This is a genomic window from Azoarcus sp. DN11 (assembly GCF_003628555.1).
GTDB lineage: Bacteria > Pseudomonadota > Gammaproteobacteria > Burkholderiales > Rhodocyclaceae > Aromatoleum.
Genome location: NZ_CP021731.1, coordinates 1,912,560 through 1,937,091, shown reverse-complemented (window position 1 = coordinate 1,937,091; position 24,532 = coordinate 1,912,560). Strand labels below are relative to the sequence as shown.

At 65.6% G+C, this 24,532-nt stretch carries 23 protein-coding genes and 1 tRNA gene; 16 read left to right on the top strand and 8 right to left on the bottom strand.

Features of this window, described 5'->3' with window-relative positions:
- Positions 1-81 precede the first annotated feature (81 nt).
- The 16 genes from CDA09_RS08900 to CDA09_RS08825 all read left to right on the top strand — a co-directional run bounded on the left by CDA09_RS08900 (position 82) and on the right by CDA09_RS08825 (position 14,824).
- Positions 82-1,119, top strand: coding sequence for a hypothetical protein (locus CDA09_RS08900; RefSeq protein ID WP_121428291.1), 1,038 nt, complete (start codon positions 82-84; stop codon positions 1,117-1,119).
- An 87-nt stretch (positions 1,120-1,206) separates the two neighbouring features.
- On the top strand, positions 1,207-2,064 hold the full coding sequence (locus CDA09_RS08895; RefSeq protein WP_121428290.1) for a DUF6502 family protein: 858 nt from the start codon (positions 1,207-1,209) through the stop codon (positions 2,062-2,064).
- On the top strand, positions 2,061-3,542 hold the full coding sequence (locus CDA09_RS23325; protein ID WP_164844387.1) for a DUF5666 domain-containing protein: 1,482 nt from the start codon (positions 2,061-2,063) through the stop codon (positions 3,540-3,542). The genes CDA09_RS08895 and CDA09_RS23325 overlap by 4 nt, the downstream gene beginning before the upstream one ends.
- Positions 3,543-3,581: 39 nt before the next feature.
- Positions 3,582-4,322, top strand: coding sequence for a hypothetical protein (locus CDA09_RS08885; RefSeq protein ID WP_121428289.1), 741 nt, complete (start codon positions 3,582-3,584; stop codon positions 4,320-4,322).
- Between the two features lie 221 nt (positions 4,323-4,543).
- Positions 4,544-4,969: a c-type cytochrome gene (locus CDA09_RS08880; RefSeq protein ID WP_121428288.1), complete on the top strand. Its 426-nt coding sequence runs from the start codon at positions 4,544-4,546 to the stop codon at positions 4,967-4,969.
- Between the two features lie 37 nt (positions 4,970-5,006).
- Entirely contained in the window at positions 5,007-6,389 is a 1,383-nt protein-coding gene (locus tag CDA09_RS08875; RefSeq protein ID WP_121428287.1) for a cbb3-type cytochrome c oxidase subunit I, read from the top strand.
- A 204-nt stretch (positions 6,390-6,593) separates the two neighbouring features.
- A complete protein-coding gene (locus CDA09_RS08870) occupies positions 6,594-7,214 on the top strand; it encodes a cytochrome c oxidase subunit 3 family protein (protein ID WP_286164434.1) in 621 nt (206 codons plus the stop codon).
- Between the two features lie 13 nt (positions 7,215-7,227).
- Positions 7,228-7,545: a cytochrome C oxidase subunit IV family protein gene (locus CDA09_RS08865; RefSeq protein WP_121428286.1), complete on the top strand. Its 318-nt coding sequence runs from the start codon at positions 7,228-7,230 to the stop codon at positions 7,543-7,545.
- On the top strand, positions 7,542-8,342 hold the full coding sequence (locus CDA09_RS08860; protein ID WP_121428285.1) for a CbbQ/NirQ/NorQ/GpvN family protein: 801 nt from the start codon (positions 7,542-7,544) through the stop codon (positions 8,340-8,342). The genes CDA09_RS08865 and CDA09_RS08860 overlap by 4 nt, the downstream gene beginning before the upstream one ends.
- Positions 8,343-8,370: 28 nt before the next feature.
- Entirely contained in the window at positions 8,371-8,778 is a 408-nt protein-coding gene (locus CDA09_RS08855; protein WP_121428284.1) for a magnetosome magnetite crystal formation protein family, read from the top strand.
- A gap of 4 nt (positions 8,779-8,782) precedes the next feature.
- Entirely contained in the window at positions 8,783-9,823 is a 1,041-nt protein-coding gene (locus CDA09_RS08850) for a 4Fe-4S binding protein (protein ID WP_121428283.1), read from the top strand.
- 13 nt (positions 9,824-9,836) lie between these two features.
- The gene (locus CDA09_RS08845) at positions 9,837-11,702 is read left to right on the top strand and encodes a nitric oxide reductase activation protein NorD (RefSeq protein ID WP_121428282.1); all 1,866 of its coding nucleotides are present in this window, start codon (positions 9,837-9,839) and stop codon (positions 11,700-11,702) included.
- 4 nt (positions 11,703-11,706) lie between these two features.
- Entirely contained in the window at positions 11,707-12,459 is a 753-nt protein-coding gene (locus CDA09_RS08840; protein ID WP_121428281.1) for a Crp/Fnr family transcriptional regulator, read from the top strand.
- Between the two features lie 106 nt (positions 12,460-12,565).
- Positions 12,566-13,726, top strand: a complete 1,161-nt coding sequence (locus CDA09_RS08835; protein ID WP_121428280.1) for an HD-GYP domain-containing protein — start codon at positions 12,566-12,568, stop codon at positions 13,724-13,726.
- A gap of 10 nt (positions 13,727-13,736) precedes the next feature.
- A tRNA-Thr gene (locus CDA09_RS08830) sits at positions 13,737-13,812 on the top strand.
- A 28-nt stretch (positions 13,813-13,840) separates the two neighbouring features.
- Positions 13,841-14,824: a glucokinase gene (locus tag CDA09_RS08825; RefSeq protein ID WP_121428279.1), complete on the top strand. Its 984-nt coding sequence runs from the start codon at positions 13,841-13,843 to the stop codon at positions 14,822-14,824.
- Between the two features lie 108 nt (positions 14,825-14,932).
- On the opposite strand, the gene CDA09_RS08820 is transcribed toward CDA09_RS08825, so the two are convergent.
- The 8 genes from CDA09_RS08820 to CDA09_RS08785 all read right to left on the bottom strand — a co-directional run bounded on the left by CDA09_RS08820 (position 14,933) and on the right by CDA09_RS08785 (position 24,511).
- The gene (locus tag CDA09_RS08820) at positions 14,933-16,909 is read right to left on the bottom strand and encodes an acetoacetate--CoA ligase (RefSeq protein WP_121428278.1); all 1,977 of its coding nucleotides are present in this window, start codon (positions 16,907-16,909) and stop codon (positions 14,933-14,935) included.
- 99 nt (positions 16,910-17,008) lie between these two features.
- Positions 17,009-18,022: a fumarylacetoacetate hydrolase family protein gene (locus tag CDA09_RS08815; RefSeq protein ID WP_121428277.1), complete on the bottom strand. Its 1,014-nt coding sequence runs from the start codon at positions 18,020-18,022 to the stop codon at positions 17,009-17,011.
- Complete coding sequence (locus CDA09_RS08810) at positions 18,019-18,570, bottom strand: VOC family protein (protein ID WP_121428276.1); 552 nt, start codon at positions 18,568-18,570, stop codon at positions 18,019-18,021. The genes CDA09_RS08815 and CDA09_RS08810 overlap by 4 nt, the downstream gene beginning before the upstream one ends.
- 20 nt (positions 18,571-18,590) lie before the next feature.
- Positions 18,591-18,815: a DUF2783 domain-containing protein gene (locus CDA09_RS08805; RefSeq protein WP_121428275.1), complete on the bottom strand. Its 225-nt coding sequence runs from the start codon at positions 18,813-18,815 to the stop codon at positions 18,591-18,593.
- 14 nt (positions 18,816-18,829) lie between these two features.
- Positions 18,830-20,509, bottom strand: coding sequence for an FAD-dependent oxidoreductase (locus tag CDA09_RS08800; RefSeq protein ID WP_121428274.1), 1,680 nt, complete (start codon positions 20,507-20,509; stop codon positions 18,830-18,832).
- 158 nt (positions 20,510-20,667) lie between these two features.
- On the bottom strand, positions 20,668-21,630 hold the full coding sequence (locus tag CDA09_RS08795; RefSeq protein ID WP_121428273.1) for an MBL fold metallo-hydrolase: 963 nt from the start codon (positions 21,628-21,630) through the stop codon (positions 20,668-20,670).
- Positions 21,631-21,806: 176 nt separating this feature from the next.
- Entirely contained in the window at positions 21,807-23,165 is a 1,359-nt protein-coding gene (locus tag CDA09_RS08790) for an IS1182 family transposase (RefSeq protein WP_050417858.1), read from the bottom strand.
- A gap of 245 nt (positions 23,166-23,410) precedes the next feature.
- A complete protein-coding gene (locus CDA09_RS08785; RefSeq protein ID WP_121428272.1) occupies positions 23,411-24,511 on the bottom strand; it encodes an alkene reductase in 1,101 nt (366 codons plus the stop codon).
- Between the last annotated feature and the right edge of the window lie 21 nt (positions 24,512-24,532).

The window sequence follows — 24,532 nt, the reverse complement described above, 5'->3', positions numbered from 1 at the left end:
CACCTTGACGCAAGCCCCCCCCAACCTATGCTTCGACTGCGCGGGAAATTTTCCCACGTCCGACAGAGTTAGGAGGAAGCAATGAAAAAATTTCCGTGGATCAGCGTGCCCCTTTGTGCTGCCACCGTATTGCTGGCTGCCCTTGGCACAAACGTCGTCGCTGCCGGCGCGGATGATTTCAACGCCAACGGCGTCAAGGTGCGCGGCGACGGTACGGTCGATGACGACCAGCCCGGCGCAGTTGGCGCCGCCGTCGACAACGACGACATCGTCCATGGGGTGAAAGTGCGTGGCAACGGCACCGTCGATGACGACCAGCCCGGTGTGGCACACGCCGTGAACGACGACATCGTCAATGGCGTGAAGCTGCGTGGCGACGGCACCGTCGACGACGACCAGCCGAACGGCGCTAACCCCATCCAGACCGTCACAAAGGTGACCAATCCTGACGGCACGATCACCGTGACCCGTACCCGCACTCTGAACGCCACCGGCGAAGCACCCGCACGCTCTCGTGTCATCGTGCAGACCTTCAGCGCCGACGGACAGCTCCTCGATCAGAGCCGCACCGACACCCGCACCAACGCGGACGGCGTGGTCGTGCGTGAGCGCACCCGCAGCAGCGAGATCGTCAATGGCGCAGTGGTCGAGACCCGCACCGATATCCGCCGTAACGACGTTGGCCAGATCGTGCGCGACCGCGAGCGCGTCGAGACGCGAGACCTCATCGAACACGAAGGCAGGGAGAATCGCCCTGAGAGGGTCGAGCGTGCCGAACGCGTCGAGCACGCGGAGCGCGTCGAGCACGCGGAGCGCGTCGAGCACGCGGAGCGCGTCGAACGTCCTGAGCGCGTCGAACGCGCCGAACGCGCCGAGCGTCCTGAGCGTGTCGAACGTCCGGAGCAAGTCGAGCGCGTCGAACGCCCCGAGCGGGTCGAGCGCGTTGAACGCGTCGAACGCCCCGAGCGGGTCGAGCGCGTTGAACGCGTCGAACGCCCCGAGCGGGTCGAGCGCGTTGAACGTGTCGAACGCCCTGAGCGGGTCGAACGTGTTGAACGCGTCGAGCGTCCTGAGCGCATCGAACGCCCCGAATCGAGCGGACATGGCGGACGCGGCTGATCGCCTGGTAATCACCGAAGCGGGGTGCATGGAAATTTTTCCCACGGGGCGATAGACTGATCAACAAAACCGCCCCGACAAACATTCATGCCCCCCCCTTCCCCTCCAGCCACCCTGCTTCACGCGCTTCGGCACGTGATGCAGCCGCTGGTGCGGCTGATGCTGCGAAAGGGGGTCACGTACACCTTCTTCGCGGACATGCTCAAGGGCATCTTCGTCGAGGTCGCGGACAAGGAATTCCGCCTCGACGACAACCCCCCGAGCGACAGCCGCATCTGCCTCATCACCGGCGTCCATCGCAAGGACGTCCGGCGTCTGCGGGGTGCCCCGCAGGACCCGGGCGAGCAACTGCCTGAAACGATCTCGCTGGGCGCTCACCTCGTCAGCACGTGGTTGAGCAAGCCACCGTTCTGCATCCATCCGGGCACCGCAGCCCCCCTTCCCCGCTTGGCCAGCGCCGGTGGAGAGTGTTCCTTCGACGCACTCGTTGCCCACGTCAGCAAGGACATCCGCGCGCGAGTCGTGCTCGACGAGCGGCAGCGGCTGGGTATCGCGCGCATCGACGAGCACGACCAGGTGCATCTGGAGACGTCGGCGTTCGTGCCCCAGAAGGGCTTCGACGAAAAAGCCGCGTATTTCGGCCATAACGTGCACGACCACGCATGCGCGGCAGTCCATAACCTGACTGCCGACGGGCCCGCATTCTTCGAGCGCAGCGTGCACTACGACGCGCTGTCACCCGCAAGCATCGAACGGTTGCGCGAGGCCGTGGCGGCCGATGGCATGCAGGCGCTGATCGCGTTCAACGCGCTTGCCTCGGAACTCGAGGCGATCGACGCATCGACGGGCGATCCACGCCAACGCATGACGATCGGTCTTTACTTCTATACTGAAGGAAGTGCGCCGCAGCTGGACGCATCCGACGCCGGGAAGACTGACTCGTGACCCCTTTTCTGCGTATTGCCCGAAAACTTCTCGCGACGCTTGCGCTGTCGGCCTTTGCCGCTACCGGCGTGCAAGCGGCCACCCAGGCCTGTGTCTATCCGGGAGGCATCGGCGGCAGCGGCGCGCCCTCGCGTGAGGGCGGAATCGGCGGAACCGGTGCGCCGGCGGCCGCGAATGAAGGTGGATTCGGCGGCACCGGAGATATCGCGCGCAGCGGCATCGGCGGCACGGGCGCCCCGGCCAGCGACGGTGGTTTCGGCGGCACCGGGATCGTCGGCACGATCACGGGCTTCGCATCGATTTGCGTGAATGGCATCGAAGTACATTACGAAGACGCCGTGCCGGTGACGGAAAACGGTGTCGACAGCGCAACGGCACGGCTCTCGGTCGGTCAGGTCGTCGCAATCGAAGCTGGCATGTCGAGCCGCGGGCTCGAGGCGCGCAACATCACCATCCTCAATGCCTACGAGGGGCCGCTCACGGCGCTCCCGGACGCGGCTTCGCCGTTGCGGGTCATGGGTCAGGCGGTGCGCGTCGCACCGGATGCCAAGATCGATCCGGGTCTGCGCCTCGGTGAAGCGGTGCGGGTCAGTGGCATGCGTGCAGCGGACGGCACGGTCGTGGCGACGCGCATCGAACGGGCGCCGCAACTGCACGAAGCGAGCGCGATCGGCACGATCGAACGCGCCCATTCGCTGCAAGGCCTGCCACTCGCGGGCGAAACGCCAGTCGAAAGCCGCGAGTTGCTGGTGCGCGGAACCTGGACGGGGGATGCGCTGCAGGTAAGGCAGACGCAGAAGGACCCCCTCATCCCGTTCGCCGGTCACGTACGCAATGCAATCGTCGAGGGCCTGGTGCTTGATCATCTGAATAACCGCGTTATGATAGGCGCGTTCGCGGTGGAACTCGGCAAAGCCACGACCTTCGCCGGGGGGGACGCGGCGACGCTCACCACCGACCGGCGTGTGCGGGTTCATGGCATATTCAGCGATGCGCGGGAAGTGAAGGCAACGCGGATCGAGTTCGTGCGCGAGGGCGTCCCGGAGCGGAGTGGACACCGTGGTGCGGTCGGCACGAAATTGGGCTCCGGTCATGACGGTGACGAAAGCACGAAGGATCGCGGCCGATCGAGCGAGGTGCGTACCGACGATGGCGGACGCACCGAAATGGACAACGAGGGCCGTCACGGGAATATCGAGCGCGTGGAAACGGGAACTTCGGAGGATCGCAGCGGATCCCGTGAGCGCAGCGGGATCTCGGAGCGCCCGGAACGGGTCGAGCGCCCCGAACGGGTCGAACGGCCGGAGCGGGTCGAACGACCGGAGCGGGTCGAACGGCCGGAGCGGGTCGAACGACCGGAGCGGGTCGAACGACCGGAACGAATTGATAGGCCGGAACGAATTGAAAGGCCGGAACGAGTAGACCGGCCGGAGCGGGTCGACAGACCTGAGATGATCGACCGCAAAGGCCACAACTAACTGGGCAATCAACACGAGCAGTCTGACAGGGAGGAACACATGAAGCATAATCGCACCATCGTTGCAAGCGTTCTGGCTGCACTAGCGCTCCCCGCCGCCGCAGGCAATCTGACCTTGACCACCGGTCTCGATTACTCACGCGGCGATTTCGGCACGAACACCACCAGCGAGACGTGGTACATGCCGATCGCGGCGAAATACGAAACCGGTCCGGTCACGCTGAAGCTGACCGTGCCCTATCTGAGCGTGAAGAATGCGGTCGTCACCCAGGAAGGCACCCCGATCCAGGGAACCAACTGTTCCGGCACCAAGACCGGCATGGGCGACATCACTGCGAGCGCGGGCTACAACCTGCTCGACGGTAACAGCGGCGGACTGCTGCTCGACGCCGTGGCGAAGGTCAAGGCACCGACCGCGGAGAACGACTGCCTCGGCAGCGCCAAGACCGACTATGCGCTGCAGTTCGATGTGGCCAAGACCTTTGGTGCCCTGACCACGTTCGGCACCCTGGGATGGAAGGACATGGGTAACAAGGATCTGCGCAACCCGTTCTATGCGTCCGTCGGCATTTCCACCAAGGTCGCCCCCGACACCACCGTCGGTGCCGCGTATGACTGGCGCGGCAAACTGAGCACCGGCAGCGACCCCATCAGTGAAGCATCGCTGTTCGTGAGCCAGAAACTCAGCGCGCAATGGAAGTTGCAGGTCTATGGCGTGAAGGGCTTCTCTGACAACAGCCCGGACTGGGGTGGCGGCATGATGGTGAGCTACACCTACTGAGCGTAGCCGCGCCCGCACCGGCAGACGGGGCCGGGGCTGAGGAAGGGGAAAGTCCTTTCCACAGCCCCGGCCCCGTTTTCCATTGTCGAGACGATCTTCGCCCGGATTCCCGAAATTGATTCAAATCATGGAGCACCGCGCCTCCGCTGCACAGAATGGCTGCAACCTTCGGGTTATTTCTGACTCACTCGGATGCATGACAAAACAATGAGGGACAAACCATGAGCGGTACCTTTACAAAGGCGATGGCTCGCAACATTTTTTACGGCGGGGCGGTGTTCTTCTTCCTGCTTCTGGTGGCATTGTCATTCGACACCATGAGCGGACTGCCGAAATCGGACAACCGTGCGAACCTGACGGAATCCGTGATGCGGGGCAAACACCTCTGGGAAACGCGCAACTGCATCGGTTGCCACACGATCCTTGGCGAAGGCGCGTATTTCGCGCCGGAACTGGGCAACGTGTACAAACGGCGCGGCCCGGAGTTCATCAAGGCCTGGATCAAGTCGCAACCCACCGGCACCCCTGGACGGCGCCAGATGCCGCAGTTCAATTTCACCGAGCAGGAACTGGACGACCTCGTCGCCTTCCTGAAGTACACCTCGGAAATCGACACCCAGAAATGGCCTCCCAACATCGAAGGCTAAGCGCATCGGATCGACAACTTCAAGGGAATTCATAACCATGAAATATTCATCGCAATCGGTCGCGATGCCGTACTTCATAGCGGCCATCGGTCTCTTCGTGGGACAGATCATCTTCGGTCTCGTCATGGGCCTGCAGTACGTCGTCGGCGATTTCCTCTTCCCGGCAATCCCGTTCAACATCGCACGGATGGTTCACACCAACCTGCTCATCGTGTGGCTGCTGTTCGGCTTCATGGGCTCCGCCTACTTCCTCGTGCCAGAGGAGGCGGAAACCGAGTTGTATAGCCCGAAACTCGCCCTGGTGATGTTCTGGGTGTTCCTGCTCACAGGCGCGGCGACGATTCTCGGCTACCTGCTGGTGCCGTACGCGACGCTCGCCGAGATGACGGGCAACAACATCCTTGCAACGATGGGACGGGAGTTCCTCGAGCAGCCGCTGCTGACCAAGATCGGCATCGTGATCGTGGCGCTGGCGCTCCTGTTCAACATCACGATGACGCTGCTGAAGGGGCGCAAGTCCGTCATCAGCGTCGTGCTGCTGATGGGCCTGTGGGGTCTGGCGATCTTCTTCCTGTTCTCGTTCTACAACCCGGGTAACCTGGTGAAGGACAAGTTCTACTGGTGGTGGGTTGTGCACCTGTGGGTGGAAGGCGTGTGGGAACTGATCATGGCCGCCATCCTCGCCTTCGTGCTGATCAAGGTGACCGGCGTCGACCGTGAAGTGATCGAGAAGTGGCTGTACGTCATCATCACGCTGGCGCTCGTCACCGGCCTGATCGGCACCGGCCACCACTACTTCTGGATTGGCACGCCGGGCTACTGGCAGTGGCTGGGTTCGGTGTTCTCCGCTCTGGAGCCGATCCCGTTCTTCGCGATGACCGTCTTCGCGTTCAACATGGTGAACCGCCGCCGCCGCGAGCATCCGAACAAGGCTGCCGTACTGTGGGCACTGGGCACCGGCGTGATGGCCTTCCTCGGCGCCGGCGTGTGGGGCTTCCTGCACACCCTGGCTCCGGTGAACTACTACACTCACGGTTCGCAAATCACCGCGGCGCATGGTCACATGGCCTTCTACGGTGCTTACGTGCTGGTGGTGCTGACGATGATCAGCTACGCGATGCCGCTGCTGCGTGGCCGTGCCGCCAACGACCAGCGTGCGCAAGTTTGCGAAATGTGGGGCTTCTGGCTGATGACGATCGCGATGGTCTTCATCACCCTCTTCCTCACTGCTGCCGGCATCCTGCAAGTGTGGCTGCAGCGCGTGTCCTCGACGCCGATGCCTTTCATGGCGGTGCAGGACCAGGTCTCGCTGTTCTACTGGATGCGCCTGTGGGCGGGTGTGGTATTCGCCACTGGCCTCGTGACCTACCTGGCGAGCTTCTTCGTCAAGGGTGAGAGCAAACCCCTGATTCACGCCTGATCGGCGTGCGGCTTCCGGCCCTCCGCGGGGCGCGTGAAGCAGTTCGGGGCGGCTTCGGCCGCCCCTTTTTATTTGTCGGAAACATGGGGAATTTTCCCCAGATCTTTACTTCCCGCAGTCCATGAGTTAACCAGAATCAAGGTCGGGCCCGCTTCCGCTTCGTAGACTGGGCCCCATGAATACACGTTCCGGAACACTCGCGTCATGAATACATTTGCCCAAACACTCGTGAGCCCGCCTTCCCTTCGGGCCGTTGAATCGGACGCCCCTTCCCGGCGTCTGCCCGGCGACCTCGCGATCTGGTTCTTCATTCTCGCCGAGCTGCTGGCCTTCGGCGCTTTCTTCATCGCCTATGCGTTCGCGCGAGCGAACAACGTCGAGCTGTTCAACGCGCAGCAGCTCGCGCTGGATCGCAACTCGGGCGCAATCAACACAATCCTGCTGCTGACGTCGAGCTACTTCGTCGTGCGCGCCGTGCAGGCGGCCGAAGCCGGCCAGAGCCGTCGTGCGGCATCCTGGATTGCCGGCGGATTCGCATGCGGCATGGGCTTCATCGTCGTGAAACTGTTCGAATACACGGCGAAGTTCGCGGCCGGCGTGAGCCTGTCGTCGAGCACCTTCCACATGTTCTACCTGATTCTGACCTTCTTCCACTTCATGCACGTGATCCTGGGCCTCGTGATCCTCGGGGCGCTGTGGAACGGGGCACGCAAGGGGCGCTACGTCCCGGGCAACATGAACGGGATCGAAACCGGCGCCGCCTACTGGCACATGGTGGATCTGGTGTGGCTGATCCTGTTCCCGCTGGTCTATGTGATGCGCTGAGAGGTACGAGACGATGAACAACCAAAGAACTTCCGCCCAGGCGCTTGCAGTGCCCCATTCCGACCACGGCACGCCGCGGCGTGCGACCATGATATGGGGCGCCCTGATCGCCGCAACCATCGTCACCTGGAGCGTCGGCGAGGCCGGCGGATCAGGTCCTGCCATCGTCGCCCTGCTGTTCAGCATCGCATTTGGCAAGGGTTCCCTGATCATCCTGGACTACATGGCGCTGCGGCGCGCCCCGCTGATGTGGCCGGTGCTCGCGCTCGGCTGGATGACTTTGGTGTGCTCCCTGATCGGCATTGCCTACTGGAAAGGACTCGGCGCATGATGCTCGACACGCCCAACCTCGATATTCCCTTCTATCAGCCCGCCGGCGACGAGATCGACGTCTTCGAGCATGCATGGAAGAACCGCCTGCCGCTGCTGATCAAGGGCCCGACCGGCTGCGGCAAGACGCGCTTCGTCGCGCACATGGCCGCGCGCCTCGGCCTGCCGCTGTACACGGTGGCCTGCCACGACGACCTGACCGCGGCGGACCTCGTCGGTCGCCACCTGATCGGCGACGGCCAGACGGTGTGGTGCGACGGCCCGCTGACGCGCGCCGTACGCGAGGGTGGCATCTGCTATCTCGACGAGGTGGTCGAGGCGCGCAAGGACACGACCGTCGTGCTGCACCCGCTCGCCGACGACCGCCGCATCCTGCCGATCGACCGCACCGGCGAACTGCTCACCGCACCGCCCTCGTTCATGCTGGTGGTGTCGTACAACCCCGGCTACCAGAACCTGCTGAAAGGCATGAAGCCGTCGACGCGCCAGCGCTTCGTAAGCCTGCGCTTCGACTTCCCCGCGGCCGAGCGCGAGGAGGCCATCCTCGTCGGCGAATCGGGATGCGCGGCGGACCTGGCGAAGCGCCTGGTGTCGATCGCGCATGCGCTGCGCACCCTGAAGGACCAAGACCTGGAGGAGGCTGCAAGTACGCGCCTGCTGGTGTATGCGGCGCTGCTGGTACGCGACGGCATGGACCCGGTGACCGCATGTCGTGCGGCGATCGTCGAAAGTCTGACGGACGACCCGGAAGTGTCCGACGCGCTGATGGAAGTGGTTTCGGCGACTTTCGGGCGCTGACGCGTCCGGATCGAATCGGCCTGCGGCCATGCCCGACCAGGAAGCCGATCTCCTCAAGGAACAGATGCCCGGCCCGGGCCTGGCGATCCTCGCCGAGTCGCTGTTCCTGGCGAACCTGCTGCTCGCGCCGGGCCTGGCCTTCATCGTCCTAGTGATCCTGTGGCGGAAGCATCGCGACTCCGCTCCGCTGGTGGTGCGCAATCACCTGCAGCAGACGGTCGTCGCAAGCCTCTACGGCGGCGCCATGCTGCTCGGCGTCAGCATCGCGATCTTCCTGCTGGGCGGCTTCGGCGACCCGTGGTCGTGGGTACTGGGCATCCTCTATTTCGTTTCCTTCCACGCCACGCTGGTGATTTTCGGGGTTATCGGACTGAATCACGCAATGCTCGGCCAGAGCTGGCAGTACCCCTTCATCGGCCCGGATCTGTTCGAGTAAGACCATGAATGCCCCGCTCACATCCCGGCTTTCGGCGACGACCGGCGCCGCGGAGAAAACCACCCGCCGCGTGATCCCGATCGCCACGGCGAAGTCGATGGGGCACAACCGCACGCAGAAGAGGCGCATCGCGTTCCAGATCACCTTCTTCACGCTGTTCATCCTCGCGCCGGTGTTCAACATCTTCCGCTATGACCTCGATGCGGGCCACGCGTGGCTGCTCGGCATGGAATGGCGGCTGGGGATGGACGACTTCCTCGCGGGGCGCATCAGCGCGCTCGAGGCGGGAGCCAACGTGATGTTCCGGCTGTTCGTGCCGATCCTCGTCGGTGCGGCGGCCTTCCTGTGGGTTTCGTGGAAGTGGGGGCGCCTGTACTGCGGCTGGCTGTGCCCGCATTTCTCGGTCGTCGAGACGATCAACAAGCTGATGCAGAAGGCCTCGGGTAAACCCAGCGTATGGGTCAAGGAGCCGCTGCCGCCGTGGAAGGCGGACGGCACGCCGTGGCGGGCCGACGCGCGCTGGTGGCTGGTGGTCGTGCCCGCGGCGGTGTTCTTCGCCTTCCTGTGGTCGGTCGTGTTCCTGACCTACCTGCTGCCGCCGGCGGAGATCTACGGCAATATCTTCAGCGGGGCGCTCACGCGCAACCAGACGGTCTTCCTCACGGCCGGCACCGCGGTGCTGTCGATCGAATTCCTGTTCGCACGGCACCTCTTCTGCCGCTACGCGTGCGCGGTCGGCCTGTTCCAGAGCCTCGCGTGGATGGGTAACCGCGACGCGATGGTCGTCGGCTTCCAGCGCAAGCGCGCGGCCGATTGTGCGAACTGCCTGCCCGATCGCCAGTCGGCCTGCGACGCCGTGTGTCCGATGCGGCTTACGCCGCGCAACATCAAGCGCCTGATGTTCACCTGCACGCAGTGCGCGCAGTGCGTCGAGGCTTGCGAGCAGAGCCAGCGCGCCAACCCGCAGGGTCCGCTGCTGCAGTGGGTCGACCACGAGGCCGCGCGCCAGAACGAGGCCGGATTCCGCTCGGCCAAGGAACGCTAGCCAGGACAAGGACATGGAAGAGGTCGTAGGCAAAATCTGGCACCGTCTGATCACGCGTGCCGCGGTCGACAACCACCCCGAAGCGGTCGTGCGGCTGAAGGACGTCGAGCGCACCGCGGGCGTGTTCTTTCGTGCGCTCGGCGGCGACCCGGGGCTGCGCGTCGCGGCCGCGACCGACGACGAACATGGCGCGCGGCGCGGCCTCCTCGCGCGCATCGCCGGCGCCGGCGACCGGGCCGCACGGGCGCGCATGGACCCGTCCACGCTGCGGTTGCCGCCCGAGATCGACGCCTTTGCAGAAAAATCGCTGAACCGGGATCTCTACCTGTGGCTGGCGGCGCTCGCTGCCGCGCATGAAGGCCTCGAGGCAGAAGGCGACAACGAGGCCGACCGCGATTTCCGCCGCAACCAGTTCGCGACCTGCGCCGCGCTGCATGCCTGGCCAGGGCTTGTGCCGCGCTACCGGCGACTGGTCGAGGCTTACCTGCCCAAGCGCCCCAGACCGGAGAAGCTGCCTGCGCAGGAAGCCGAGCGCGAACGCGCCATTCGGCGTGCCCTCGAAGCGCCGGGCACCGTCTTCGCGCTCCCTGCCGTGCCGCCGGGCGCACCTGCGGCACACCCCGTGCTGTTGTGGCTGACGGGATCGCTGGCCGCAACGGGCGGCGCACCCCGGCGCAGCGGCGCCGACCCCGAGCAGACCGGCGGCAGCAGTCCGCAGGCCTTCGAGGAATCCGAGCGTCGCGCCCACCGCGCCGAGCAGGTCGAGATGCCGAAGGACAAAAACGGCGTCATGCTGATGTTCCGCGCCGAAAGCCTGCTCGCGATCGCGGAGTTCCTGCGCATCAACCGCCCGACCGACGACGATCCCGACCCGAACGCTGCGGATGCGGCGCGCGATCTGGACCACCTGTCGCTGTCGCAGGACCAGGAGCGCGTCGCCTCCAAGGTGCGCTTCGACCTCGACCTGCCCTCCGCCGCCGAGGACGACGTCGTGCTCGGCCCGGGCATCCCGCTGCCGGAATGGGATTATCGCAAGGGCGTGCTGCTCGAGGACCACGTCTGCCTGGTCGAACTCGCCGCGCGCGACGCCCAGCCCTGCCCGCTCCCCGAACACTTGCGCCGGACCGCAAAGCGCCTGCACCAGCAATTCGCGGCGCTGCAACCGGGGCGGCGCTGGATCAAGGCGCAGGTGGACGGCTCCGAACTCGATGTCGACGCGGTCGTGCGCGCCCAGACCGACCGCACCGTCGGCCGCCATCCCTCCGACCAGCTCTGGCTGTCGCTCGAAAAACGGGAACGCGACCTCGCCTGCATGGTGCTCGCCGACCTGTCTCTGTCGACCGACACCTGGGTATCGAGCGAAGCGCGCGTCATCGACGTGATCCGCGACGCGCTGCTGCTCTTCGGCGAGGCGCTCGGTGCGACGGGCGACCGTTTCGCGCTGGCCGGATTCTCGTCGGTGAAGCGCAGCCAGGTGCGCTTCCACCGGATGAAGGACTTCGGCGACCGCTTCGACGACCGCATCCGCGGCCGCATCAGCGCGATCAAGCCCGGCTACTACACGCGCCTCGGTGCCGCGATCCGGCACGCGAGCCAGATCCTCGCTGCCGAGCCGGCCGCCCGGCACATCCTGCTGATCCTGTCGGACGGCAAGCCCAACGATCTGGATCTCTACGAAGGACGTTACGGCATCGAGGACACGCGCGTCGCCGTCTCCGAGGCGCGCAAGCTCGGCCTCATACCCTTCTGCGTGACGATAGACCGGGAAGGTGCGAGTTACCTTCCGCACCTCTTCGGGCCAGCCGGCTATGCCGTGATCCGCAAACCGGAAGAACTGCCCGCGCGCCTGCCGATGTTCTATGCCCAACTGACGCGGTGACGACATGCCACTCGGTGAATGCGCGCATCCCCCGTCCGCCGCGTCATCCACGGGGCAGCCGGATACCGAGCATCTGTGCCGCCTGCTCGCCCACGTTCCCCTTCTCGAGGGTCTCGACCCGGATGAGCTTCCCCGCTTTGCGCGCAGCGTGCGCGAACAGAATATCGAGCGGGGGACCGTGCTGTTCCACCGCGGCGATCCTTGCCACGGCTTCCATCTCGTACTCAGCGGCCAGATCAAGCTCGCCTTCACGTCGGCCGAAGGCCAGGAGAAGGTGATCGAGATAATCCGGCCGGGCCAGAGCTTCGGTGAGGCAGTAATGTTCATGGAGAAGCCCTACGTCGTGATGGCGCAGGCGCTCACCGACTGCCGTCTGCTACACATTGCCAAGAGCGTCATGTTCGAGGAGATGGATCGCGATCCGTCCTTCTGTCGCCGCATCATCGCCGGCCTGTCGCACCGCCTGCACCACCTCATCGCCGACGTCGAGACCTATTCGCTGCTGTCGGGGCGCGAGCGCATCGTCGGCTACCTGCTTCGCGAGGAGGAAAGCAGCGGCGAACCGGGGCTGTGCGGGCGTGTGTCGATCCGCCTGCCCACCAGCAAGGGCACCATCGCATCGCGCCTCAACCTCACCCAGGAGCACTTCTCGCGCATCCTGCACGAACTCGCCGAAGCGGGTTTGATCGTCGTCGAAGGGCGCACGATCCACATTCCCGACATCGAGCGGCTGCGCACCACGGGCGCCCGTTACTGAGGCGCCGTTATCGTCGCGCCCCACGAGCCGGGGCCGTGCCGAAAGTACTGGCGGCGCCGCGGACCGTAACCGATAATTGGCCCCCGTTCCTACGCGCGCGCATACCATGACGGTCACGGACAGTTGGCAGGAATTCGCCGCATCGGCCGCGAAACAGGCCGGCAACCTGCACGTGGCATCGGTCAGCGACAAGGTGCGCGAACTGCACCGGCGCATCCACGAGCGCTACCCGTCGATCGCCCGCATCGCCGTCGCGCTCCACGATCCGGAGATGCGACGCCTCAAGACTTTCGTCGCCAGCAACGAACCCGGCATCGCCCCCCTCAACGGTTATGAGTGCGCGATCGACAGCGTCCCGTCGCTCCTCGCAATCGCCGAAAGCGGGCAGGCACGCGTGCTGAACGATCTCAGCAAGCTGCCGGCATCGGATTCGACCCACTCGCGCTGGCTGCACCATCAGGGCTTCCTCTCCAGCCTCACGCTGCCGATCCGGCAGGACAACCTGCTGCTCGGTTTCCTGTTCTTCGATGCGCACGAACGTGACGTCTTCACCGACACGGTGGTGGCCGATCTCCTGCTCTACGGCCATCTCATCGGCATGATCGTCACGCAGGAACTCGCCACCGTGAAGATGCTCGTCGGCGGCCTGCGGCTCGCGAGCCAGTTCGCGCACGTGCGCGACCTCGAGACCGGCGCCCACCTCGACCGCATGGCCCGCTATGCGCGCCTGATCGCGCGCGAGATCGGCCCCTCGCACGGCAAGACCGACGACTACGCCGAAAACGTCTTCCTGTTTTCCGCCCTCCACGACATCGGCAAGATCGGCGTACCCGACCGTATCCTGCTGAAACCGGGCAAGCTCGACGACATCGAGCGCGAGGAGATGCGCCAGCACGTCATCGTCGGCCAGCAGATGGCCGAACGGATCATCAACGACTTCGGCCTCGCGTCCCTGTCGAACATCGACATGCTGCGCAACATCGTCATCGCCCACCACGAACGCATGGACGGCAGCGGCTATCCGCACGGCCTGCACGGCGACGCCATCCCCCTTGAAGCACGCATCGTCGCCACTGCCGACGTTTTCGACGCCCTCGCCTGCGCGCGCAGCTACAAACCCGCCTGGACGCTCGACAACGCGTTCCAGGAAATCACGCGAATGTCCGGCACCCAGCTCTACGCCCCGACCGTACAGGCCCTGCTGGATTGCCGCGCCGAAGTCGAGGCAATCTATCAGCGCTTTCAGGACGCCGGCGTTAAGCTATAATGCCGCCCGCGCCGGCATAGCTCAGTTGGTAGAGCAACCGCCTTGTAAGCGGTAGGTCATCTGTTCGAGTCAGATTGTCGGCACCAGCAGAACCACTGATTCGAGGATTCTGCGATGATTTTCGGTCCTTCCGAAACCTTTCCCCGCCTCGTCGGCGACATTGGTGGCACAAACGCCCGGTTCGCGCTGATTGCCGGCCCCGGCGGCGAACTGGAGGCGGTGCGAACCCTGCCCTGTGCCGACTTCGCCGGCCCCGCCGAATCCATCGAGCACTACCTCGCCGAAGCCCGCCTCCCCCGGCCGCGCTGGTGCGCTTTCGGCATCGCCACCGCAGTGGACGGCGATTTCGTCCGGATGACGAACCGCGACTGGGCGTTCTCGATGACGGAACTGCGCGAACGGCTGGGCCTGGCGCAGTTGCAGGTGATCAACGACTTCACGGCGCTCGCGCTCGCGCTGCCGGCGCTGCGTGAATCCGAGCTTGCCCGGGTGGGCGGCGGCCGCGCCGCCCCGGGGCACGCCATCGGCCTGCTCGGCGCCGGTACGGGGCTGGGCGTGTCGGGCCTCGTGCCGTGCGGCAGCGACTACATGCCGCTCGAAAGTGAAGGCGGCCACGTGACGCTCGCCGCCTCGGATGCGCACGAAGCGGCCTTGATCTCCTGGCTCGCGCAGCGCCATCCGCATGTGTCGGCCGAACGCATCCTCTCCGGAGCGGGGCTCGTTGCGCTATACGAGGCCGAGGCCACCCTTGCCGGTGTCGCCGCGCCGGCGCGTACCGCAGTCGATATCACCCGGCACGCGCTCGATCGCACAGACCCGTTGTGCGTGGCAGCCGTAGACGATTTCTGCGCCTTCCTCGGCACCGTCGCAGCGGATGTCGCGCTGACGCTCGGGGCGCGCGGCGGGATCTACATCGGCGGCGGCATCGTGCCGAAGCTGGGCGAGTATTTCGTGCACTCGCGCTTCCGGGCGCGCTTCGAGGCGAAAGGGCGGTTCAGCGCGTATCTCGCACAGATTCCCACCTGGGTCATCCATGCGCCCTACGCCGGGCTGACCGGCGCGGCGCGGGCGCTGGAGCGAATGGCAACACAGCCGTAGGAACACCGGCCGGCGCACGGGCAAGACGACTCGCACGGCGGCCGCGCCACCCCGACCGGATCACTCGCCGTCGGGATGCGCGTCGCACTCGCGCCTGCGGTCACATCACTATCCGGCCAGTTCCTGCCGGTCGCGGAAGAACGCCAGCGCTTCGGGGTTCGCCAGCGCTTCCTGGTTCTTCACCGGTCGTCCATGCACGACGTTGCGTACGGCGAGTTCGACGATCTTCCCGCTCTTGGTGCGCGGAATGTCGGCGACCTGCAGCACTTTCGCCGGAACGTGGCGCGGCGTGGTGTTGTCGCGGATGGTCTGCTTGATGCGGGCGACGAGCGCATCGTCGAGCGCCAACCCTTCGCGCAGCTTCACGAACAGCACGACGCGCACGTCGTTCGGGTTCTGCGGCGGCCAGTCCTGCCCGATCACGAGCGATTCGACGACTTCCGCCAGCTTCTCGACCTGGCGGTAGATTTCCGCGGTGCCGATGCGCACCCCGCCGGGGTTCAGCGTCGCGTCGGAGCGGCCGTGGATCACCAACCCGCCGTGCCCGGTGATCTCACAAAAGTCGCCGTGACACCAGATGTTCGGAAAGCGGTCGAAATAGGCCGCGTGGTACTTCGAGCCATCGTCGTCGCCCCAGAAGCCGATCGGCATCACCGGGAAAGGCTTGGTGCAGACGAGTTCGCCCTTGTCACCCCGCAGTGGCCGGCCTTCGTCGTCCCATACGTCGACTGCCATGCCCAGCCCGCGGCACTGGATTTCGCCGCGCCACACCGGCAGCACCGGCGAGCCGAGGACGAAGCACGAGATGATGTCGGTGCCGCCCGAAATCGACGACAGCTGCAGGTCGGCCTTGATGTCGCGATAGACGTAGTCGAAGCCTTCCGGCACGAGCGGGCTGCCGGTGCTCATCATCGCGCGCACGCTGGCGAGGTTGTGCGTTTCGCGCGGTTTCAGGCCGAACTTCGCGGCGGCGTCGATGAACTTTGCCGAGGTGCCGAAGTGCGTCATGTGCTCGGCATCGGCGTAGTCGAAGAGGACCCCGTTGTCGGACGCGAAGGGCGAGCCGTCGTAGAGCAGCAGCGTCGCGCCCGCGGCGAGGCCGGACACGAGCCAGTTCCACATCATCCAGCCGCAGGTCGTGAAGTAGAACAGGCGGTCGCCCGGCTTCACATCCGCGTGCAGGCGATGTTCCTTCAGGTGCTGCAGCAGCGCGCCGCCCGCGCAATGAACGATGCACTTCGGCACGCCGGTCGTGCCCGACGAGTACATGATGTAGAGCGGGTGGTCGAAGGGCAGCGGCTCGAAGGCGATGTCGTCGACGAGGTGGAAGGGCATGACGAAATCCGACCACATGAGCGCGTGTGGCACGTGCTTCAGGTCGTGTTCGGCATGCACGTAGGGCACGACGACGACGCGCTTCACCGACGGCAACTGGCGCACGATGTCGCCGAGCTTGCCGAGCACGTCGATGGTCTTGCCGCCGTAGAAGTAGCCGTCGCAGGCGACGAGCACCTTCGGCGCGGTCTGGCCGAAGCGGTCGAGCACGCCCTGCGCGCCGAAGTCCGGCGACGCCGAGGTGAAGATCGCGCCGATGCTCGCCGCGGCCAGCATCGCGATCGCCGTCTCGGGCATGTTGGGCATGTAGGCCGCGACGCGGTCGCCCTTCTGCACGCCCTGCTCACGCAGCGCGGCGGCAAGGTGTGCGACCGCGCGGTACAACTCGCCGTGTGACATGCGGTTCTGCACGCGGTCCTCGCCCCAGAAGACGATCGCATCCCTGGCGTCGCGCGAGCGCAGCAGGTTCTGCGCGAAGTTCAGGCGCGCGTCGGGGAACCACTTGGCCCCGGGCATCCTGTCGCCGTCGACCAGCACGCGCTCGCCGCGCTGGCCGATCACGCCGCCATCTTCCCAAACACTCACCCAGAACTGGTCAGGCGCGGCGACTGACCAGGCGTACAGCGCATCGTAGTCGGACAGCGACACACCCCAGCGCTTTTCGGCGGCAAGGCGGAAGGCGGTGACGTTGGCGGCGGCGATGCGGTCCGCGGAGGGCGTCCAGAGCGGTGCGACGGCGTTGTCGGTCATGTCAGGCTCCATCGTGTCTCGTTGACGAACCAGCTTCCTGTCGTTCCATTCTATCCCCCCGGCATCACGCATGCCAGCGCCTTGCCGTGCTTGTCCGAGTTAGTGCGCGGCGGGCTTCGTGACGGTATTTTCGATGCAGCCGAAGATGCTGCGGCCCGCCGCATCGAACATTTCGATGCGTACCGTGTCGCCGTCGCGCATGAAAGACGTCGCGGGCTTGCCCTGCTCGATCGTTTCCCAGGTGCGCACTTCGGCGAGGCAGCAGTAGCCGACGCCGCCGTGCTCGATCGACGAGCCCCACAGGTCGCCGGCCTTGTTCGATACGGTACCCGAACCGATGATCGAGCCGGTTTCGAGCTCGCGCGTCTTCGCGACGTGGGCGACGAGCTGGCCGAAGTTGAACGCCATGTCGACACCGGCGTTGGGCTTGCCGAACAGTTTGTCGTTGAGATGCACGACCAGCGGCAGATGCACCTTCGCGTCTTGCCACGCGTCGCCGAGTTCGTCGGGCGTGACCGCCACCGGGCTGAAGGCAGAGGCCGGCTTCGACTGGAAGAAGCCGAAGCCCTTAGCGAGTTCGTTCGGGATCAGGCCGCGCAGGGATACGTCATTCACCAGCATCACCAGCCGGATCGCCTTCGCGGCCTCTTCTGGCGTCGCACCCATGGTCACGTCGCCAGTCACGACCGTGACTTCGGCCTCGAAGTCGATGCCCCAGCGCTCGTCGGCGACGACCTTGTCGCGCGGGCCGATGAAGCTGTCCGAGCCGCCCTGGTACATCAGCGGGTCGGTGTAGAAGCTCGCCGGCACTTCCGAATCGCGTGCCTTGCGCACGAGTTCGACGTGGTTGAGGTAGGCCGAGCCGTCCGCCCATTGGTAGGCGCGCGGCAGCGGCGAGTGGCAGGCGGCTTCGTCGAAGGGCTGCGAATCGACGGCACCGCTGTTGAGCGCCTCGTACACCTGGCGCAGCTGCGGCTCGCAGTCGCCCCAGTCGTCGAGCGCGGCCTGCAGCGTGCGGGCGATCGCGGGGACGGCGCGGCAGCGGGTCAGGTCGCGACTGACGACGACGAGCGTGCCGTCGCGGCCGCCCTGCTTGAGGGTCGCGAGCTTCACTTGAACATCTCCTTGTAGCTGCCGTCGTGCATCCACGCCGCGTGTTTCGGTGCCTTCTTGGTCTGCGCCCACTCTTCGAGCATGTCCCACTTCACCTTGTCGAGCGCTTCGAGCATCTGCGGCGACGCGGTGTTCGCGGCGAGTTCCAGGCGGTGGCCGTTCGGGTCGAAGAAGTAGATGGACTGGAAGAGTGCGTGGTCGGTCGGCCCGATCACGTCGATGCCTTCGGATTCGAGCCGCGCCTTCGTCGCCATCAACACGTCCATCGACTCGACCTGCAGCGCAAGGTGCTGCGTCCAGGCCGGCGTGTTGGGGTCGCGGCCCATCGTCGGGCGCGTCGGCAGCTCGAAGAAGGCGAGCACGTTGCCCATGCCAGCGTCGAGGAAGATGTGCATGTAGGGGTCGGGTTCGCCGGTCGAGGGCACGGCGTCCTCGGCGATCGACAGGACCAGCTTCATGCCGAGATGCTTCTCGTACCAGCGCGCGGTGACGAATGCGTCGTGGCAGCGATAGGCCACGTGGTGGATCTTCTGGATCAGGGTGCTCATGTCCGTCTCCGTAATCGTTGTCAGACGCCTTCGCGGGCGATGTGCATCGCCTCGCGCAACACCGAGAGGTCGCCGATGTGGTTCGCAAGCAGCAGGATCAGGCGGGCGTTCACCATCGCGCTCTGCTCGTCGGTGAGTTCGCGGTGAGTCTCGATCAGTGCTTCGTAGAAGTCGTCGCCGGGAGAGAAGGCGCGGAAGTGGCGCTTGCCGGGTTCGTGCAGGTTCGGTTGCGTGTTGAGGGCCATGGCAGCGGTCTCCATCAGGCGTTGCAGGTCGCGCGCGCCACGGCGGCACGCACCTGGGCGACATCCAGCGCGCGCCAGCGGGCGGCGACGTGCTGGTCCGGGCGCACGAGGTAGCTCGTGCCTTCGCGCAGGTCGTAGCGTTCGCGCACGCGGCCCTTCGCGTCGATCAGCGTCGTCAGCCCGGCGGGCGCGGTGCCGCGCTCGGCGACGACGATCGCTTCGACCGGGATCGGCGCGTCGATCAGGCTGCGCAGCGCCCGAGCGGTGGCGGCATCGAGGGCGCCCGCATCCGGGATGTAGTGCAACAGCTGGAAACGGTTGCCGACCGCACCGAGCAGCCACTGCGTGCCGTCGGTCGTCTGGATCGGGGCGTCGTCGAGCGGCGCACCCGGGATCATGCTGCCGGCAAAGACTTCCGAATCGGCCGTGTTCAGGCTCGAGTCGGCGAGGAAGCTGGGCACCGACAGGCGCCCCGAGTTCACCAGGGCGCGGGCGAAGGCGTGGTTCTCGGCGAGGCCCAGCACGGCATTGCGGAAGGTCTTGCTGACCGTACTTTTCGGCGTGATGAAATCGGTGGAGCGGGTCGAGTTCATGATGTTCTCGTCGGCGGCGTAGCAGCGCTCTTCCGAGTAGGTGTCCAACAGCGTCGCGGGTGCCTTGCCGTCCATCACGAGCTTCAGTTTCCACACGAGGTTGTCCGTGTCCTGGATGCCCGAGTTCGCGCCCCGTGCGCCGAAGGGCGAGACCTGATGCGCCGAGTCGCCGACGAAGAGCACGCGGCCGTGGTTGAAGCGGTTCATGCGCCGGCACTGGAAAGTGTAGACGCTGACCCATTCCAGTTCGAATTCGCGGTCCTCATTTCCGTCATCTGCGAGCATCGCCTTGATGCGCGGGATGACGTTCCCGGGCTTCTTTTCTTCTTCGGGATCGACGTTCCAGCCGAGCTGGAAGTCGATGCGGAACACGTTGTCGGCCTGGCGGTGCAGCAGCACCGACTGGTTGCGATGGAACGGTGGGTCGAACCAGAACCAGCGCTCGGTCGGGAAATCGGCCTTCATCACGACGTCGGCGATCAGGAAGCGGTCCATGAAGATCTTGCCGTCGATGTCGAGGCCCAGCATCGTGCGGATCGGGCTGCGCGCGCCGTCGGCGACGATGAGCCAGTCGGCATGCACGGTGTAGGCGCCGTCGGCGGTCTCGACCCGCAGCGTCGCGCGATCCCCGGCCGGCGTCACGCCGATCACGGTGTTCCGGAAGCGGATCTCGAGGTTCGGCAGCTGGCGCGCGCGCTTGATCAGATCGTCTTCGAGGTAATACTGCTGCAGGTTGATCATGCCCGGCCGGTGGTGGTCCGGCTCCGGGCACAGGTTGAAGTTGAACACCTCTTCCTCGCGGAAGAAGGTGCGGCCCACGTTCCACGACACGCCCTTCTGCACCATCTCTTCGGCACAGCCGAGGCGATCCAGCACCTCGAGCGTGCGTTTCGCGTAGCACACGCCACGCGAGCCGATCGACACGGTGTCGTCGTTGTCGAGCAGCAGCACGCGCTGGCCCTGCTGGGCGAGGTCGATCGCGGCGGTGAGGCCGACCGGGCCGGCGCCGACGATCACCACCGGGTAATGGCCCTCGCGCCCTTCGGCGATCTCGGGCGGGCGGACGTACTCGAACTTCGGGTATTGGAACGTGCTCAGCACGGTGTCTCCTCCGTTTGTTTTCATGGTTCCGGACCCGCCTCTTGGCGTGCGTCGGCCCGGAGTCGTGCGCCCGCAGGGGGCGCGACTCTGATCGGCTGATTGCTCAGCCAGGAAAATCAGGGATCGGAACCGTCAGGAAGCCGACGGCTCCGGCAGCGTCATTCCTGCAGCGAATGCCACATCTGCTGGTCGCGCTCGGCGGTCCAGATGCGCGGATCGCGGATGCCGCTCGCCTCGTCGTGCGCGCGGGTCACATCGAAGGGCAGGCAGTGCTCGTAGATGAAGACCTGGCCGAACTTCGGGTCCATGTTCTTGCGCGTGTGCGCCATCGTCGCTTTCAGGTCGAAGCCCTGCGCGACCGCTTCCTGCGCGCTGCGGTACAGCGTCGAGACGAAATCGCGGGTGTAGGCGAGGCCGGCATCGACCGCCTCGCGCCCGATCAGCGCGGGGCCGCGCCCCGGGACGAGCTTGTCGAATTTCATCGCGGCGAGGTTGGCGAGGGTCTGCGGCCAGTCGGCGAGATAGGCGTCGCCGGTATAGCAGGCGGCGTCCGCTTCGACCAGGTCGCCCGAGAAGCAGATGTTCTGCGAGGGCAGATAGACGACGGTGTCGCCCTTCGTGTGGCCGCGGCCGAGCTGCTTGATCTTCACTTCGAGCGTGCCCAGCCACAGGGTCATCTCGCCTTCGAAGGTCAGCGTCGGCCAGGTGAGGCCCGGCACGCTCTCGACCGCCTGGAAGAGGCGCGGGAAGCGGCCGATCTCCGAATCCATGTCCTGCTGGCCGCGCTCGACGATCAAGTCGTACGTGTCGCGGCTGGCGATGATCTGCTCGAGTCCTTCGCTCTTGTAGCCGGAGGCGCCGAGCACGCGCACGGCGTGGTAGTGCGTCAGCACGACGTACTTGATCGGCTTGTCGGTGATCTCGCGCACCTTGGCGATCACGCCCTGCGCGGCGACCGGCGTCGCGGTCGCGTCGATGATCATCACGCCGTCGTCGCCGATGATCACGCCGGTGTTGGGGTCGCCCTCGGCGGTGTAGGCATACGCGTTGTCGGAGAGCTTGTCCCAGCTGATCTTCTTTTCTTCGAGGTCGGCCTGGGAGGCGAATTTTTTGGTGGTCATGGATTTGGTCTTCTCTGTTTGGTGGGGTGGACGATTCAAATCCTAGCAGCCTGTCGGACTTCAAGCTCGCGGGCACCGCGGCCGAGGGATTGATTTCACATTGTGAGAGACGATGGGCATTTCAGGCTCCAATCGGCGGTTTTTGTTCGAAATCACAATGCCCCTGTCCTTTTTTCTCACTGCGGACGCAATACGGCCATGCGCTTGAAGTTCCACGCCAGGCACACCAGGGTCCATTCGTTGCACACGTTGTCCAAGCCCCGCAGCAGAAACTGGCGGAAGCCCATCACTGACTTGATGATGCCGAACACCGGCTCTACCGTCTGTTTCCTGAGCGCGTAGGCCGCGCGGCCCGCGCGGGTCTTGAGGGCGTGCTTCATCTGTTCGACGTGGCTGGCTGAGCGCTCGAGCGGCGCGGGTTCGTCGAAGCGGCTGCGCCAATCGGGATGGTGCTCATCACGCCCCACGGCGATCAGCGGTTCGACCCCGGCGTCCTGGCAGCACTGGACGTTGCGTTCGCTGAAGAAACCGGTGTCGGCCAGCAGTTGTTCGGGCCGATTGAGCCCTTCGGGCAAGGCGCCGATGCGCGTCAGCATCGGTTCGACCTGCTCCTTGTCGTTGCCCGCCTGGGTGACGTGGGGGACCATCACCAGCATCGATTCGGTATCGACCACCGCCTGGGCGTTGTAGCACTGCTCGAAGCCGCCGCCGGCCACTTTCATGATGCGCGAGTCCTCGTCGGTGAGATTGATCTGGTCCTCGGCGCCCGGACCCGCCTGGGGCGGCTTGGGGGGCTTGCCACCGGGCTTCTTGCCCGTGGCCGCCTGCTTGGCTTGGCGTTTGGCCATCTTGGCCTCGTACTCGGCCTGCTCGTGCGCGAAGCGTTCGGCGGCGCGCGCCTCGATCTTGGCCTTGGCGGCGGCGATGGCGGCCAGCCGCGCTTCGCGACGCGCAATTTCCGCCGGCAGATCCACGCCTTCGGGCACGCTGCTTTGATCGGCCGCTTCGGCCAGCTTGAGCATTTCCTGCACTTCGGCCTTGAGCTGGGCTTCGATCTTTTCGGCGTGTCCGTAGGAGAGCGCGCTGTGCCGACTGGCGTGGGCGTGGATCTTGGAGCCGTCCAGACTCACCGTGCCAAAGCGCGAGAGCCGATTCTCACGCGCCACTTGCAGTACCTGCACGAAGATATCGGCGAACTGCTCGCCGAAGCGGCGCCGGAAGCTCGCCAAGGTGTCATGGTCCGGGTGCTGGTCGCAGGCGATGAAGCGGAAGGCCAGCGAATCGTAGGTGGCCCGCTCGATCTTGCGGCTCGAGTGCGTCCCCGTCGCGTAGCCGTAGATCAGCAGCGACAGCAGCAGCGCCGGATGGTAGGCGTCGCTTCCACGGCCGGCGTAGGCTCGCTCCAGTTCCGACAGGTCCAGCCCGTCGACCACATCGACCACGTAGCGCGCCAGGTGCGATTCGGGTAGCCAGTCCTGCACCGACGGCGGCAGCAGGTAGTCCGTTTGGCGGTCGATCGGGCGGAAGCGGCTCACGCAGTCAGGCTCCAAGGGTGACACGGCATTTTACCGGGCGATAGTCCGACAGGCTGCTAGACATCAATTCGTCTATCGTCAATCATTTTGCTATTGCTGAATTTAAGAAATCAACAACCAAGGCCGTCGCCAGCACCATCAACCCCGCGCACATGAAAAACGCCCCGCCTGGACAAGCCAGTCGGGGCGCAGGCGGCAGCTTCCGGGAGGAGGACGGCGCTGCCGATAAGGGTCAGGGAGAGCGATCAGGCCGCGGCGGTCTCCAGCGTCGGATAGTCGGTATAGCCTTCCGGCCCGGGCGCGTAGAAGGTCTTCGGGTTCGGCGCGTTGAGCACGGTGTCGTGCTTCAGCCGATGCACGAGGTCGGGGTTCGCGATGTACAGGCGACCGAAAGCCACGGCGTCCGCTCTGCCCGACTCGACCGCGTCGATCGCCATCGCGCGGTCGTAGCCGTTGTTCGCGATGTAGGTGCCCTGGAAGGCCTTGCGCGCCCAGGCGAAGTCGAAGCCCGGCACGTCGCGCGCACCGCCCGTCGCACCTTCGATGAAGTGGATGAACGCGATGCCGCGCTTGTTCAGTTCCTCGACGAGGTAGCCGAAGACCGCCTGCGGGTTGCTGTCCGACAGGTCGTTCGCGGGCGTGACCGGCGACAGCCGGATGCCGACGCGCCCTGCCCCGATTTCGGCGACCACCGCGTCGATGACTTCGAGCGCAAAGCGCGCGCGGTTCTCGACCGAGCCGCCGTACCGGTCGGTGCGTTGGTTGGCGCCGTCGCGCAGGAACTGGTCGACCAGATAGCCGTTCGCGCCGTGAATCTCGACGCCGTCGAATCCCGCACGGATCGCGTTCGCGGCGGCACGCCGGAATTCCTGCACGACGCTCGCGATCTCGTCGACGCTCAGCGCGCGCGGCTCGGGCACCTCGACCTTGCCGTTGCGGGTGTGGGCGACAACCTTCGGCCTGACCGCCGAGGGCGCCACCGGCTGGGCCCCGCCGGTCAGATCCGGATGCGTCACGCGGCCGACATGCCAGATCTGCGCGACGATCTTCGAGCCCGCTGCATGCACGGCCTGCGTGATCGCCTTCCAGCCTTCGACCTGCGCATCGGAATAGATACCCGGCGTCGCCATGTAGCCCTTGCCCACCGGCGAGACCTGCGTGCCTTCGCTGATGATCAGGCCGGCGTTGCTGCGCTGGCGGTAGTACTCGATGTTCATCGCGCTGCCGGGAACGTCGCCGGCCGCCTCGTCGGCGCGGCTGCGCGTCAGGGGCGCCATCACGACGCGGTTGGCGACTTCGATGTCGCCGATGCGGGCGGGCTGGAAGAGCTTGCGGGGGTCGGTCATGGATCAGTTTCCTTCGTGGAT

Coding starts and splice junctions, on each gene's coding strand:
- CDA09_RS08875 (WP_121428287.1), top strand. CDS start 5,007: ATGAAATATTCATCGCAATCGGTCGCGATGCCGTACTTCATAGCGGCC.
- CDA09_RS08870 (WP_286164434.1), top strand. CDS start 6,594: ATGAATACATTTGCCCAAACACTCGTGAGCCCGCCTTCCCTTCGGGCC.
- CDA09_RS08850 (WP_121428283.1), top strand. CDS start 8,783: ATGAATGCCCCGCTCACATCCCGGCTTTCGGCGACGACCGGCGCCGCG.
- CDA09_RS08825 (WP_121428279.1), top strand. CDS start 13,841: ATGATTTTCGGTCCTTCCGAAACCTTTCCCCGCCTCGTCGGCGACATT.
- CDA09_RS08880 (WP_121428288.1), top strand. CDS start 4,544: ATGAGCGGTACCTTTACAAAGGCGATGGCTCGCAACATTTTTTACGGC.
- CDA09_RS08900 (WP_121428291.1), top strand. CDS start 82: ATGAAAAAATTTCCGTGGATCAGCGTGCCCCTTTGTGCTGCCACCGTA.
- CDA09_RS08810 (WP_121428276.1), bottom strand. CDS start 18,570: ATGAGCACCCTGATCCAGAAGATCCACCACGTGGCCTATCGCTGCCAC.
- CDA09_RS08805 (WP_121428275.1), bottom strand. CDS start 18,815: ATGGCCCTCAACACGCAACCGAACCTGCACGAACCCGGCAAGCGCCAC.
- CDA09_RS08865 (WP_121428286.1), top strand. CDS start 7,228: ATGAACAACCAAAGAACTTCCGCCCAGGCGCTTGCAGTGCCCCATTCC.
- CDA09_RS08855 (WP_121428284.1), top strand. CDS start 8,371: ATGCCCGACCAGGAAGCCGATCTCCTCAAGGAACAGATGCCCGGCCCG.
- CDA09_RS08860 (WP_121428285.1), top strand. CDS start 7,542: ATGATGCTCGACACGCCCAACCTCGATATTCCCTTCTATCAGCCCGCC.
- CDA09_RS08835 (WP_121428280.1), top strand. CDS start 12,566: ATGACGGTCACGGACAGTTGGCAGGAATTCGCCGCATCGGCCGCGAAA.
- CDA09_RS08895 (WP_121428290.1), top strand. CDS start 1,207: ATGCCCCCCCCTTCCCCTCCAGCCACCCTGCTTCACGCGCTTCGGCAC.
- CDA09_RS08885 (WP_121428289.1), top strand. CDS start 3,582: ATGAAGCATAATCGCACCATCGTTGCAAGCGTTCTGGCTGCACTAGCG.
- CDA09_RS08840 (WP_121428281.1), top strand. CDS start 11,707: ATGCCACTCGGTGAATGCGCGCATCCCCCGTCCGCCGCGTCATCCACG.
- CDA09_RS08785 (WP_121428272.1), bottom strand. CDS start 24,511: ATGACCGACCCCCGCAAGCTCTTCCAGCCCGCCCGCATCGGCGACATC.
- CDA09_RS08795 (WP_121428273.1), bottom strand. CDS start 21,630: ATGACCACCAAAAAATTCGCCTCCCAGGCCGACCTCGAAGAAAAGAAG.
- CDA09_RS08845 (WP_121428282.1), top strand. CDS start 9,837: ATGGAAGAGGTCGTAGGCAAAATCTGGCACCGTCTGATCACGCGTGCC.
- CDA09_RS08820 (WP_121428278.1), bottom strand. CDS start 16,909: ATGACCGACAACGCCGTCGCACCGCTCTGGACGCCCTCCGCGGACCGC.